Annotated in this window: 16 protein-coding genes and 1 tRNA gene; 10 read left to right on the forward strand and 7 right to left on the reverse strand. The window is 44.6% G+C overall.

What is annotated here, in order from left to right; translation table 11 throughout:
- Window positions 1–37: 37 nt before the first annotated feature.
- The 7 genes from tuf to rplA all read left to right on the forward strand — a co-directional run bounded on the left by tuf (window position 38) and on the right by rplA (window position 3,546).
- Window positions 38–1,228 (forward strand): elongation factor Tu, encoded by a 1,191-nt coding sequence (gene tuf, locus ACQY3H_RS03715; RefSeq protein ID WP_428074998.1) that lies wholly within the window; start codon window positions 38–40, stop codon window positions 1,226–1,228.
- 124 nt (window positions 1,229–1,352) lie between these two features.
- Window positions 1,353–1,514 carry a 50S ribosomal protein L33 gene (gene rpmG / locus ACQY3H_RS03720; protein ID WP_428075000.1) on the forward strand — a complete coding sequence of 54 codons (162 nt, stop codon included), beginning with the start codon at window positions 1,353–1,355 and terminating at the stop codon, window positions 1,512–1,514.
- Window positions 1,515–1,525: 11 nt separating this feature from the next.
- Window positions 1,526–1,600, forward strand: a tRNA-Trp gene (locus ACQY3H_RS03725).
- Between the two features lie 44 nt (window positions 1,601–1,644).
- Window positions 1,645–1,812, forward strand: coding sequence for a preprotein translocase subunit SecE (secE, locus tag ACQY3H_RS03730; protein ID WP_428075002.1), 168 nt, complete (start codon window positions 1,645–1,647; stop codon window positions 1,810–1,812).
- Entirely contained in the window at window positions 1,812–2,345 is a 534-nt protein-coding gene (nusG, locus tag ACQY3H_RS03735; RefSeq protein ID WP_428075004.1) for a transcription termination/antitermination protein NusG, read from the forward strand. The genes secE and nusG overlap by 1 nt, the downstream gene beginning before the upstream one ends.
- Window positions 2,346–2,386: 41 nt before the next feature.
- Window positions 2,387–2,821, forward strand: a complete 435-nt coding sequence (gene rplK, locus ACQY3H_RS03740) for a 50S ribosomal protein L11 (protein WP_428075006.1) — start codon at window positions 2,387–2,389, stop codon at window positions 2,819–2,821.
- Between the two features lie 50 nt (window positions 2,822–2,871).
- Window positions 2,872–3,546: a 50S ribosomal protein L1 gene (gene rplA / locus ACQY3H_RS03745; protein ID WP_428075008.1), complete on the forward strand. Its 675-nt coding sequence runs from the start codon at window positions 2,872–2,874 to the stop codon at window positions 3,544–3,546.
- Between the two features lie 349 nt (window positions 3,547–3,895).
- On the opposite strand, the gene ACQY3H_RS03750 is transcribed toward rplA, so the two are convergent.
- From ACQY3H_RS03750 to ACQY3H_RS03770, 5 genes are all read right to left on the reverse strand, one after another.
- Window positions 3,896–4,438 carry a type IV pilin protein gene (locus ACQY3H_RS03750; protein ID WP_428075010.1) on the reverse strand — a complete coding sequence of 181 codons (543 nt, stop codon included), beginning with the start codon at window positions 4,436–4,438 and terminating at the stop codon, window positions 3,896–3,898.
- Window positions 4,439–4,575: 137 nt separating this feature from the next.
- Window positions 4,576–5,022 (reverse strand): rRNA maturation RNase YbeY, encoded by a 447-nt coding sequence (gene ybeY, locus ACQY3H_RS03755; RefSeq protein WP_428075012.1) that lies wholly within the window; start codon window positions 5,020–5,022, stop codon window positions 4,576–4,578.
- Window positions 5,023–5,064: 42 nt separating this feature from the next.
- Window positions 5,065–6,273, reverse strand: coding sequence for a glucose-1-phosphate adenylyltransferase (glgC, locus tag ACQY3H_RS03760; protein WP_428075015.1), 1,209 nt, complete (start codon window positions 6,271–6,273; stop codon window positions 5,065–5,067).
- Window positions 6,274–6,296: 23 nt separating this feature from the next.
- Window positions 6,297–6,992, reverse strand: coding sequence for an FAD-dependent thymidylate synthase (gene thyX / locus ACQY3H_RS03765; RefSeq protein ID WP_428075017.1), 696 nt, complete (start codon window positions 6,990–6,992; stop codon window positions 6,297–6,299).
- Between the two features lie 12 nt (window positions 6,993–7,004).
- Window positions 7,005–8,312: a hypothetical protein gene (locus ACQY3H_RS03770; RefSeq protein ID WP_428075019.1), complete on the reverse strand. Its 1,308-nt coding sequence runs from the start codon at window positions 8,310–8,312 to the stop codon at window positions 7,005–7,007.
- Window positions 8,313–8,347: 35 nt separating this feature from the next.
- Here ACQY3H_RS03770 and ACQY3H_RS03775 point away from each other — a divergent pair, with 35 nt between their 5' ends.
- Together ACQY3H_RS03775 and ACQY3H_RS03780 are read left to right on the forward strand one after the other, a co-directional pair.
- Window positions 8,348–8,728, forward strand: coding sequence for a MazG family protein (locus ACQY3H_RS03775; protein ID WP_428075021.1), 381 nt, complete (start codon window positions 8,348–8,350; stop codon window positions 8,726–8,728).
- A gap of 101 nt (window positions 8,729–8,829) precedes the next feature.
- Window positions 8,830–9,375 (forward strand): type IV pilin protein, encoded by a 546-nt coding sequence (locus tag ACQY3H_RS03780; RefSeq protein ID WP_428075023.1) that lies wholly within the window; start codon window positions 8,830–8,832, stop codon window positions 9,373–9,375.
- A gap of 57 nt (window positions 9,376–9,432) precedes the next feature.
- Here the strand turns inward: ACQY3H_RS03780 and speB are convergent, their stop codons facing one another.
- Together speB and ACQY3H_RS03790 are read right to left on the reverse strand one after the other, a co-directional pair.
- Entirely contained in the window at window positions 9,433–10,374 is a 942-nt protein-coding gene (gene speB / locus ACQY3H_RS03785; protein ID WP_428075025.1) for an agmatinase, read from the reverse strand.
- Entirely contained in the window at window positions 10,335–10,889 is a 555-nt protein-coding gene (locus tag ACQY3H_RS03790; protein WP_428075027.1) for a pyruvoyl-dependent arginine decarboxylase, read from the reverse strand. Before ACQY3H_RS03790 ends, speB begins: the two co-directional genes overlap by 40 nt.
- Before the next feature lie 146 nt (window positions 10,890–11,035).
- On the opposite strand from ACQY3H_RS03790, the gene ACQY3H_RS03795 reads away from it, so the two are divergent.
- A complete protein-coding gene (locus tag ACQY3H_RS03795) occupies window positions 11,036–13,075 on the forward strand; it encodes a M3 family metallopeptidase (RefSeq protein WP_428075029.1) in 2,040 nt (679 codons plus the stop codon).
- The last annotated feature ends 4 nt before the right edge of the window (window positions 13,076–13,079 follow it).

Here is a 13,079-nt window from a genome sequence, read left to right on the forward strand (position 1 = left end):
TAAGAGAAGTTATATTAAAACAGGAGAACTAAACAAAATGGCAAAGGAAAAATTTTCCCGCAGCAAACCGCACGTAAACGTCGGTACGATTGGTCACGTAGACCACGGTAAGACCACTCTTACCACTGCTATTACGAAAGTATTAGCCAAAGAAGGTAAAGCCAAAGCTATGGCTTACACCGATATCGCCAAAGGCGGTGTCGTTCGTGACGCTTCTAAAATCGTAACCGTAGCCGTATCTCACGTAGAATACGAAACTGACAAACGCCACTATGCACACATCGACTGCCCCGGCCACGCTGACTACATTAAAAATATGATCACCGGTGCCGCGCAGATGGACGGTGCTATCTTGGTAGTGTCCGCCGAAGACGGCCCGATGCCGCAAACCCGCGAACACGTACTTTTGGCCAAACAGGTCAACGTACCGAAACTCGTCGTATTCTTGAACAAATCCGATTTAGTTGACGATAAAGACATGTTGGATCTCGTAGAAGAAGACGTCCGCGAACTCTTGGGTAAATATGATTTTGATCGCGATAACACGCCGATCATCCGCGGTTCCGCGTTGAAAGCCATCGAAGGCGATCAAGGCGAACTCGGCGAACCCAGCATTCACCGCTTGATGGACGCGTTAGATTCTTGGATCCCCGAACCCAAACGCGAAACCGATAAACCGTTCTTGATGGCCGTAGAAGACGTATTCTCTATTACCGGCCGCGGTACGGTAGCCACCGGTCGTATTGAACGCGGTAAGGTGCACGTAGGTGATCCGCTCGAAATCATTGGTTTCCGCGACACCCTGAACACGGTTGCCACCGGTATCGAAATGTTCCGCAAATTGTTGGACGAAGGTATCGCCGGTGATAACGTCGGTATCTTGTTACGCGGTATTGAAAAGAACCAAGTAGAACGCGGTCAAGTTTTGGCTGCTCCGAAAACGGTTAACCCGCACAAACACTTTATCGGTCAAGTGTACATCTTGAAAAAAGAAGAAGGCGGCCGCCATACCCCGTTAACCCCGGGTTATAAACCGCAATTCTACCTCCGCACCACGGACGTAACCGGTGAACTTTCTTTCAAACAAGAAATGATCATGCCCGGTGACAATGCGGAAATTGAAGTAAAACTTATTACCCCGGTAGCCATGGAAGAAGGCTTGCGCTTCGCTATCCGCGAAGGCGGCCACACCGTAGGTGCTGGTGTAGTAACCAAAATTATTGAGTAGTAAATAAAGATTGTTTAGTTCGCTTGGTGGGGGCGCATAACGCGCCCCCACAGAGAACTTTTTTTCTGCGAACTAACCCTTTTTTGAGCGCAAGAATGCGCTACGTTAATTAAGGATAATAAAGATGGCAAGTGAAAGAATTGCAATCGCGCTGATTTGCACACAATGCAAAAACAAAAACTATTATCAAGTGCGCGGTAAAAAGAAAGAATATAAATTGGAAGTGAACAAGTTCTGCAAAAAATGCGGAAAGAGCACTGTCCATAAAGAAGGAAAGGCTTCGTAAAATTTTTTTGGGGGGGTGTCGGTTAACTGGTAAACCACCGGTCTCCAAAACCGGGACTGAAGGTTCGAGTCCTTCCGCCCCTGCCATGTTTTAGTAAGGATAAAATTCTATGAACAAAGCAATAGATTTTGTGAAGCAATCCATAGGCGAACTCAAAAAATCCACATGGCTTTCCAGACAGGAAGTCATCCAATCTACTATTCTGGTTGCAATCGTAGTTGCGATTGTGGCGGTATATGTAAGTGTAATTGATTGGGGCTTAACGGGTCTATTGGGTAAAGTCGTTGGGGGGCACTAATGGCTGAAGAAAGAGCATGGTACGTCGTGCATACCCAAACCGGGTACGAAGATAAAGTTTGCGAACGCATTAAAATCAGTACGGAAATGCGCGGGTTTTCTGACCGTGTGTTTAACGTATTAGTTCCTACGGAAGAAGTAGTAGAAGTTAAACAAAATAAACAAATCAGACGGAAACGGAAATTTTTCCCCGGTTATGTGCTGGTAGAAATGATTATGACCAGCGAAACCTATTGGTTTATCAAATCTATTACAGGTGCTACCGGATTTTTAGGTGACCCTCACCCGGTTCCTCTGCCGCAAGAAGAAATTGTCGGTATTTTGGAACTTACCGAAAATCCGTCCGGTAAACCTAAACGCTTGGTGGAATTTGAACGCGGCGAAAGTGTCCGCATCACCGAAGGACCCTTCAAACATTTCGTGGGTACCGTAGAAGAAGTCAACGAACAAAAGAACAAACTCAAAGTGATGGTAACGGTGTTTGACCGCGCCACCCCGGTAGAAGTGGACTTCTTACAAGTAGAAAAGAACTAGATTTTACCGCAGTATTGCAGTAAAAATGGAGTAACAATAAAATGGCAAAAGAGAAAAAAATTAAAGGATACATCAAATTGCAGATTCCTGCCGGTGCCGCTAACCCGGCCCCGCCAGTTGGTCCGGCTTTGGGTCAACATGGTGTGAACATCATGGAATTTTGCAAACAATTCAACGCCAAGACGGCGAAAATGGAAAAAGGGATTAAGATCCCGGTCATCATTACTGTTTTTGAAGACCGCTCTTTCACCTTTATTACCAAGATGCCGCCTATGGCCACGCTGATTATCAAGGAGTTGAAACTAGCCAAAGGCTCGGGCACTCCGCACAAAGATAAAGTCGGCAAGATTACACAAGCCCAATGTGAAAAAATCGCGGCTCAAAAACTGCCCGATTTGAACACGAAAGACGTAAAAGCCGCCGCGGAAATGGTAAAAGGTACCTGCCGCAGCATGGGCGTTGATGTAGTCAAATAAAATTTAAGTCAGGGAGGGCGTAAGCCCGTTTGAACCTAAGGAGTTTATAGATGGGAAAAAGAATGCAAGCCGCTGTAAAAGCGTACGATAAAAGCAAAACGTATACGTTGGAACAAGCTGCCGAAATCGTAAAAAATAACGCGAAAGCGAAATTTGACGAAACGGTAGAATTACACGTCAAATTGGGCATTGATACCAAAAAAGCCGACCAACAAGTCCGCACGACGGTAGCCTTGCCGCATGGTACGGGTAAAACCAAACGTATCGCTGTCATTGCCAAAGGCGAACACGCTCAAGAAGCGCAAAAAGCCGGGGCTGACCGCGTTGGAGCCGAAGACATCGTAGAAGAAGTTATCAAAGGCAAAATTGACTTTGATGTACTCGTGGCTACGCCCGATACGATGAAAGACCTCGCCAAAGCCGCCAAAATTTTGGGGCCGCGCGGTTTAATGCCAAACCCGAAAAGCGGAACGGTTACGTTTGACTTGGCTAACACGATTAAAGCCTTAAAAGCCGGCCGCATTGAGTTCAAAGCCGATGCGTACGGTATCGTACACGCCATCATTGGTAAAGCGTCGTTTGACGCAGCCAAATTGGCGGAAAATGCAAAAGCGGTTATAGACACGATTATTCGTGTAAAACCCAGCACCTCTAAAGGGGTGTATGTGAAAAGTATCTCGATGAGTTCCACCATGGGCCCCGGGGTATTTGTAAGCAACAAATAATATCTCTTTTGCGTGACGAAAAACCCACCTTTTCAGGTGGGTTTTTTCTTGGCTAAAATTGCAAAGTATCGGTTTTCAAATTTAGCCAATCTAAAGCCGACTTTCGCTTGCGTACTTGCGGTGCTTTGCACCGTCCGCAAGACGTACGCGGCGCTCAACTTGCGGCGTTACCTTGGCATAAATTTGAAAACAAGAGAATTAACTTGCGTACCTAGAAGTGAGAATAAAAAGTAACAAAAGCCCTGCCTTACGGCGGGGCTTTTTCTTTTCTGCCTAATTTGAAAACAGCAAATTCCCTTGTGTTATTCGTCCTTACCGAAGAAGAATTTTGGGAACTGATTGGGAAAATTTAAGGCAATTTATAAACACGCGAAGAGCCATTGTAAGAGGTTTTTGTTCCTTTGAAAATTTTTTCACAATAACTCCCGGCAGCGAGTTGGAAACCGGCCGCATATTCTATACAAAATACTGTATCTAACGGGATTTCTTCTTCGCTATGTCCGGGGAGTCCTTCCCATTGATATTGAAATCCTGCGCCGCGATACTTCCCTGTTAAGCGTTCCATCCGTATTTGCTTATCTGAAGTTTGGTTAAATAGTATGTTCCAATCTTGTGTTGAATGTACTTCTGGATATGCTGTGTAAACCTTGTCGGTTCCGGTCCAAGAAGGAATTTCTATATCAAAATCGGCCAATGTCTCCGGATAATTGCCGTTTGCCATCTTATATACTTGTCCCGCTTCTCCAAGAGTTTTTAATAAAGTCATTGCTTGCACGGCTTTAGATTTTTCCACGGCTTTTTGATATTGCGGTACGGCCACCGCCGCCAAAATACCGATAATCAAAACGACTACTAATAATTCAATAAGCGTAAACGCTTTGTTGTTTTTCATAAAAATTCTCCGGTTTGATTTTTTTGCTATGAATATATTATGGTTTTTTTTTTGACTTGTCAAAAAAACCTTTCGGTCCGTCAATTTTACGACGTAATGCAATGAGTTAAAAACAAGGAAAGAAAAGAGAAAAGGCGTTATTTCCTTAAAACTTGCTTAATAATTTTTTCTGCTTGCTTATCCATTTCCGCGCGGTCTTTCGGGTCGTGGTCATCCATACCCGATAAGTGTAATGCACCGTGTGTTACATACATCATCATTTCTTGCAAAATGGTGTGATTAAACTGCGGTGCATTTTTCCGCGCCACTTGGTAGCACACAAAAATATCGCCAAACGCCCACGGCTCGCCGGGCGGCAAAATGGGCGGGCGTTCATTGTTAAACGAGATAACATCCGTTACGTAATTATGCCCCAAAAATTCTTTATTTACGCGCAAGATTTCTTTTTCGTCCACAAAAATCACATTAACTTCTATATGTTGACGGGCGAAATTTTTGAGGCCTTTTTCCAAGGCTTTTTTGAACAGTCCGGTGCGGCGCAAATAAGGGGCAACGTCGGTGTTATAAAAAATATGACCTATCATAAAAAATGCGCCGCGTTTTTATGCGCGGCGCGTGTGTGACCATTAAAACTTACTCTTTCCGCGCGGCAGTACCACAATGCCTGACGGATCAATATAGTATTTTTGCGAATCGGCTTCTAAATTATGGCCGATTGTTTGGCGGGCCGCCACGTGATTAAAACGGTCCATAATCACTTTTTTCAGTTTGGCGCCGGCCTTGATTTCGCAATTATCCATAATGACGCAATCTTCAATTTCCACGCCTTCGCCGATGAAAACACCGTCGCTGATGACAGAGTGTTTAATTTTGGCTTTGGGGTGGATGATACAACCGTCGCCGATCATGGAGTTGGTCACCGTGCCGCCCAAAAATTTGGTCGGGGGGAAACGGTGCAAGGTGGTGCTGATGGGCCACTCGGGGTTATTCAAGTCCAATTTCGGTTTCGGCCCTAACAAATCCATGTGCGTTTGCCAGAACGATTGAATCGTTCCTACGTCGCGCCAATAGCCTTGTTCTTCATACGATTTGGCCCCGGGGAGCGTTTGGCTTTGGAAGTTATAGGCAAACGTGCGGTGGTCTTTTAGAATTTTCGGTAAAATATGTTTGCCGAAGTCTAACGCCGGCACATCGCAAAAGCGTTTTTGCAATACTTGCAGTAATACATCCGCATTAAAAATATAGTTGCCCATGGAAGCATAGGCCGATTTGGGATGGCCCGGAATCGGTTTGGGATGGGCCGGTTTTTCGTCAAACTGAATAATGCGGCTTTGTGCATCTACACCAAGCACTCCAAACGCGCTGGCTTCTTCCAACGGTACGGTATTGGCGGCCACGGTAACGTCGGCTTTGTTTTTCAGGTGGAAATCAATCATTTGCCGTACGTCCATGCGGTAGATGTGATCCGCGCCGAAAATCGCTACCAAATCGGGGCCGAAATCTTTAACCAAATTGATGTTTTGCCGCACCGAATCGGCCGTCCCGCGATACCACATTTCTCCCAGTCTCATTTGCGGCGGAACGCAGGTTAAAAAGTGATCGGACATAATACCTTCCGACCGCCACGTGGTGCGTAAATATTCAATTAAACTTTGCGATAAATACTGCACTAACACATAAGACGAGAAAATGCCCGAATTGACAAAGTTGGACAATACAAAATCCACAATGCGGTATTTCCCGCCGAACGGTACAGACGGTTTTGAACGTTCTTTTGTCAGCGGATACAAGCGTTCGCCTTTTCCGCCGGCCATAATCATTCCCAGTATTTTCATAATTCCCCTGTTATAAACGAATTTTATTCCGAACCTAACGGCAGTTGACGGTGTAACTCTTCAAAGGCTTCCCACGACCACGGCATTTTTTGCGCCACGATTTTGGCAATCTCGTCGGCATAGACGCGGATTTCTGCTTGGGCGTGTTTGTCGGTACGCAGGCATAAAAAGTTAAACAGACTTCTGGCGTTAACGCTCCAGTAAAATTGGGTATATTGGCATACCGGTAAAACACCGCGTGCCATTTCACGCGCCACGCCGGCTTCAATCAGTTTATGATAAGCGGCGTACGACGCTTCTACACTTTCTTCATATATTTTGCGTAATTTTTCGTTATCTAACGAAGAATCGGCCACGGAGCCTTGTTTGTTTTTGGTATCTTGTCCGCGGAAAGAAGAAGGAATATAAAATTCGTCTTTTACTTCGGTATAGCGCGCGCTGACTTCGTTATACGAACCCCAACGGTGGCGCATCCATTGGCGGGCTACATAAATCGGGCAGCAAATATGAAACTGAAAATAACAATGTTCAAACGGTGTATGGTGTGCGTGTTGCATTAAGTATTTAATTAAGCGTTTGTCTTGTTCTTCGCCTTTGGAAACGGCGCCGAACGATACGCGGGCTGCTTGTACGGCACGGTCATCGCCGCCCATAAAATCAACTAAGCGTACGAAACCTTTATCTAATACATTGATTTTTTCGTTGGTGTCTTGAGCCATAAGGAAATTCTCCTAATTCAAAATTTCTACGACGGAACTATTGCCGTCCGATAATACTTCTGCGGTGAGTAACGCCGCGGGGGTGCAAGCGGTGTCATACATAAAGCCGTCCATTTCAACGGTTTGTGTGGGAGTCAGCCGCCCTTTTGCAAAAGCCAAAAAGTGAATTTTTCCGCCGCTGTATTGCCCGAACGTGCCGGAAAGTAAGCCGAAGTTGGCCGTATTTTCTACGACAGCCGCTTGCGGGCGGTCTTGCCATTTAAGCACTTGCAGCGCGGGATAAAAACGCACCATTTCCTGCTTATATTTTACACGATTTGGAGCCCCAACGGAAACATCTTTATAGGTAGCCGTTTTTCCTTTGGAAGGTTCCAATTTAATTTGCCCGGTAGGGGTTGTGTAAATCAGTTTTTTTTCGTCTTTATCAACGGGGAACATATTTAAGCCGGTCAGCCAATTATGGCGCGTATCAAGTTGTAATTCCCCTGCTACAAATTTTCTGTCTTTATAGATAATGTTACGTGCGTTGCCCGGGCGCGCACCAAGTATAAAGGGGCGTTGCATCCAAACGGTTTTTTCGTCACACCCTGTTTCTTTGACGAAATACGGCAAGGTGGCAAGCGTTGTCCATTGTCCGTTTTCATATGCTAAAACGAGCGTGGAAATGCGGGAAAGAGATTCTTCATATACCGACACAAAAACTTCGGCCGTATCGTTACCGCGAATTTTTCCGGCCGACACAGAGAGCGGTGTTTTACCGACGGGAAGTTGATAAGAAGTAACTTCTTGTAATTTTTCTTTATTGCGGTTCCATACGGTTAATTTTCCTTTTGTGGAAAGCGTAATAATGTTGTCGGCATTTGTTGCGGAAACCGCACCGGTGGTTAGCGCGACTACTTCTTGTTCAATCGGTTCGTAAATAATTTTTTTCACGTCGGAAGTGGCAGGGGCTTGTTCTTTTTGTGCTGTTTTTTCTTGCGGTTGCACGTTTGGTTGCGTGCTTTCCATCACGGCTTCTTGCCCGATTTGAATTCCTTTTTCCGACGGTAATTTCCCTACCGCATACAGCGGTTGTACTTCGGTAATAACGCCGGGTTCGGAGTAATTATACAGTAGCCCCAATTCTTTTCCCGTTTTGGGATTGGTCAGTTTTTCCGACGATAAAATCACTTTGAAAGTATCCCCTTTGTGCACAGTTTGCTGGGCCGAGGACGTATCTAGATATACTTGGTGATTTTGGACGCGCACAACGGTAATTTGTGCGGTGGCGCTAAACGCAAAAAAACAAAAAAAGGTTAAAAGGAAGAATTTTATTTTCATATAATAATTGTATATTATTTCTAACGGAGTTGCAGATGAAAAATACATTTGACGAGTTAGTGGAAACTTTTGCTATTTTGCGCGGGCCGAACGGATGCCCGTGGGACAAAAAACAAACACATGAAAGCCTAATTAAAAATATGCGCGAAGAAGCGGAAGAATTAGTGGCCGCTATTGAAAAAAAAGACGTGGACAATATGAAGGAAGAACTCGGCGATGTGTTGTTGCAAGTCCTTTTACACGCGCAAATTGCCAAAGAAGAAGGGTTTTTCACCATTGACGACGTGATACAAGGCTTATACGATAAACTCCACCGCCGTCATCCGCATGTGTTCGGCGATCACGCCAAGGCGGCTACCCCCGAAGAAGCCCTTGCGGTGTGGAAAGAAATGAAGAAAAAAGAAAAAGGGAAATAGATACCGTTATTTTGCTTTTTTTGCCCGCCCATCAGGCAAAACTTGACATCGTTTTTTTTTTTGCTAGTTTTTATAAAAGGACATGAAAAAGGAGTCTTTGTATGAACAATAAAGCATTTACGTTAATAGAACTATTAGTGGTAGTTTTGATTATCGGTATATTGGCGAGTGTAGCCTTGCCGCAATATCAAAAAGCCGTGTGGAAAAGTCGCAATGCACAACTGAAAACATTGGCACAATCTGTTGCGCAAGCAGAGCAAGCATACTATATGGCCAACGGGCAATATTCTTTTAATTTTGACGTGTTGGATTTAGATTTGCCGCTTTCCGCGCCCGTTCAAAACGGCTCGGCGGAAGATAAATGCGGATTTGCCATTGGCGGTACCGATGCGGTTCGCCGCGGAAAAAATTTTGAAATTGTGTTAGGCGGGCACGCAAATGATCCTTCTTATATAAGCGTGCAAGCCGTGTGGCTGGAGAATCCCTATAAATGTACGGGGTTTTTCTTTGATAGTATCAATCAACATCTCCGGTGCCGCGAAAAACATTCTTCCGGTGATAGCACCATAGGTGATTTTTGCGCCAAATTGGAAAAAGGTACTTATACTGACACTACGGGCAGTTGGTATTATTACGATTTGCCCTAATTCTTTGCGAACAAAAACTCCCCGTTTGCGCGGGGAGTTTTTATTTCTACCAAACTTTTATTTCTTCTTTTGGTCTTTAAGCGCCAGATATCCCATTAAGCGGTAAATCAGTTTGGATACGTTGAACTCCGTAATCGTATCGGCGCTGCGTTTGCATGATTCCACCACGTCAATGGCCACAATTTTTTTGTGTTTGATGACTTCGCGGAACAAGTCCAACGCTTCATACCACATAAATCCGCCCGGTTGCGGGGTGCCCGTTGCCGGAATGACCGACGGATCAAAGCCGTCCACATCAATGGTAATATAAACGGTGTCCGTCAGTTTTTTAACCACTTGCGGAATCAGTTTTTTAATGTCGCGGTGTTCGTGCATTAAATAGGTGGTTACGTTGCCCGCGTTGCAGAATTGCTTTTCTTCGCTGGCGACGCTTCTGATCCCTACTTGCACTACTTTGACTTGGCGCGACGCCGGATATAACGCGCACGCATGGCTTTTGGGCGTTCCTTCAAACGTCGGGCGCAAATCGGCATGTGCGTCAAAGTGCAAAATGCTTAAATTCTTATATTTTTCAATATAAGGTTGAGCAAGGGCTTGCGTGACGGTGTGTTCTCCGCCGATATAAAACGGAATGGCCTTATATTGCATTAAGTTACGCACCGTTTTATCAATGTTTTTGAAAACGGTGTTAGTGGAACCTTTGCAATTGATTGCCGGTTGGGTATTGATGCCGAGTTCCCACGTTTCGGTTTTGGTTTCTTCGTCCCATAACTCAATTTGGGTGGAGGCTTCAATAACGGCGGCCGGGCCTTTGGCAGTACCGTGTCCGTAGCAGACCGTTTTTTCAAACGGCACGGGCACGACTACGAATTTACAAAGGGGCAGAGAACTTGTTTTGCTCTCTAACCCCATAAACTTATCAGTCTGTACGTTGTCTTCGCTCACAAAAATACCGTTCACTATCTGACAAATACAGCAGCGGCAAGAACCGTCGTCCACATACCATCTACACAGATAGCAGATTGTGTGATGTTAGTGGTGCGGACAATTTTACCGCTCATTTTCCAAATTTCTTCTTTTTTATCCCACGTGGTATCGTTATCAAAATCAATACCGAGCGTGGTGGAAAGCATCAAGGCCGCCAAGTCTTCGGCGTAGTCGCCGGCTTGTTTATCGGTCTCGCCGAAACTATGGTGTTCGGACAAATAGCCGTAGTTGTTTTTGCCGTCTTTGGGAATAGCCACACCGACGGACGCTGCAATCATGCGGCGATATTCGTTGCTGGTGTTGCGGCTGATGACGCAGTGCAAAATTTGCCCGGGTCTTAATTTTTCGCGGCCTTTGCTGGCGGGAATAAGTTTGCAACCGGGCGGAAAAATGCTGGACACCGGCACAATGTTAAACGGCGCAATGTGTGCATCGCGCAAGGCCTCTTCAAAACTGGCCAGTTTTTCTTTGTGACGTCCGATCCCCTTGGTAAGGAAGATCTCTTTTGCTACAAACGGTTCGTACATGTTTGTTTTCCACAGTTCCTTTTTGTGTGAATTTTCAGTGCCTAAATCGGCTACATAAAATTATAACAAATAAATATGGGTAACACATTATTTGTTACAATTTATATACGGTTCCTACCGTACACTAAAGAGTGTAGTATATTACTATGAAAAAAACAAAAATAATTTTAATTGCGGCATTGTTTTTTGCCGTAACGGGAGTGCAAGGTATGCCAAGTATGTTTAACGAAAAAGGAGTTTTACACTTTAATTATAAGGCCGAAGACCTTGCCCCTACCGAAGCCGCCGCCCGCAAGCAGTTAGAAAAAGAACTTGCTGAATTTGTGGCGATGCCCGCCGAAAAACGCACGTTTGATAATACCATTTTGGGGTATTATCGTATCTTTCAAAAATATCACGATGCGCTTGGTGTCAGCGGATTTTTAGGATATGTTTCCACCGATAAAAAATTGCGCGACGCCGTGGTGGAATTGGAAATGCAAACCAGTCAGTATTTGGTGGACGTTGCCGCCCGACGCGATATTTACCGTGCGATCCGCCAATATACGGACACCAACCCGCAATTAGATCCGGTGCAGGCTAAACTCGTTAAAGAAATGCTAATCGGGTTTAAGTACAAAGGGATGGATCTTAACGACGAAGATTTAGAAAAATATAAAGCCCTTAATAAAAAAGAATCGCAAAATGCGATTTCCTTTGACCAAAATATTCGCGAATATAAAGATCCGCTTTATGTAACACGCGAACAATTAAACGGTTTGGACGAAGATTATATCCAAAAACTCCAAAAAACAGATGACGGAAAATATATTGTTACGTTAGATTATCCCGACGTTATCCCGTTTATGAAAAGTGCCGAAGACGAAAACGCACGCAAGGAACTTAACTATAAATATAACCGCCGCGGCGGAGAAAAAAACGTAGCGTTATTAGAAGAGTCTCTTACGCTTCGCCGCGATGCTGCGCACCTGCTCGGTTACAAGACTTATGCCGACGTACAATTAGAAAACCGCATGGCTAAAAATCCCAAAAAAGTGATGACGTTTTTGAAAGATCTGCAAAAGAAATTAACGCCGCTGGGAAAAGAAGAAACCAAAAAAATGGTGGCCTATAAAAACGAAAAAACCGGTAAAAAATCACGCGAACTTTTCCCGTGGGAAAGTGCCTACTGGGGTTATAAATACAGCAAAGAATATTTGAATTTAGACAGTGAAAAAATCAAAGAATATTTTCCGTCGCAAGTAGTGGTGGACGGTATGCTGGATTTATTCGGCAATTTGTTTGGCATTACGTTTGAGCCGGTAAATATTCCCGTTTGGCACGAGGATGTTAAAGCATTTGCCATTAAAGACAAACAAGACAAACATTTAATTGCTTACTTTTATATGGACCTTTACCCGCGCGAAGGGAAATATAAACACGCGGCCTGTTTTGATTTAGTCGGCGGAGAAGAAAAACAAGACGGCACCTATCAAACGCCGTTTGTGGCGATTGTGGCTAACATGAATAAGCCGTCTAAAGATACACCGTCTTTATTAAAACACAGCGAAGTGGAAACCTTGTTTCATGAGTTTGGTCACGTCTTGCACAATGCTTTAACGCGCGCTAAATATGCGCCGCAAGCAGGCACCAGCGTCAGTTGGGACTTCGTGGAAGCCCCCAGCCAACTTTTAGAGCGTTGGGCATGGAATCCGACGGTGCTTAAAAAAATCAGCAAGCACTACAAAACGGGTGAGCCGCTGCCGGATGATATTATCAAACGTATGATTGATGCTAAAAATTTCGGTACGGGCAACGCTTATTTGCGCCAAAACTTTTTTGCGCAATATGATATGACGCTTCATACGATGGATAAAACACCCGATACCACTAAACTTTACTACGATATGACCAAAAAAATCTGTCATATCCGGTTACAGAAAGATACCATTCCGCAAGCCGCGTTCGGGCATATTATGGGCGGGTATGATGCGGGATATTACGGATATTTATGGTCGGAAGTGATTGCGGAAGACTTCTTCAGCGAGTTTGAAAAAAACGGTATTTTTGACACGAACACCGGCTTAAAATACCGCCGCGAAATTTTAGAAAAAGGCAGCACCATAGAAGAAGAAGATATGGTTAAAAACTTTTTGGGCCGCCCGGTCAGTAACGAGCCGTTCTTAAAATCTATCGGGTTAAAATAAGGAG

The organism is Candidatus Avelusimicrobium luingense, from assembly GCF_902757105.1.
GTDB lineage: Bacteria > Elusimicrobiota > Elusimicrobia > Elusimicrobiales > Elusimicrobiaceae > Avelusimicrobium > Avelusimicrobium luingense.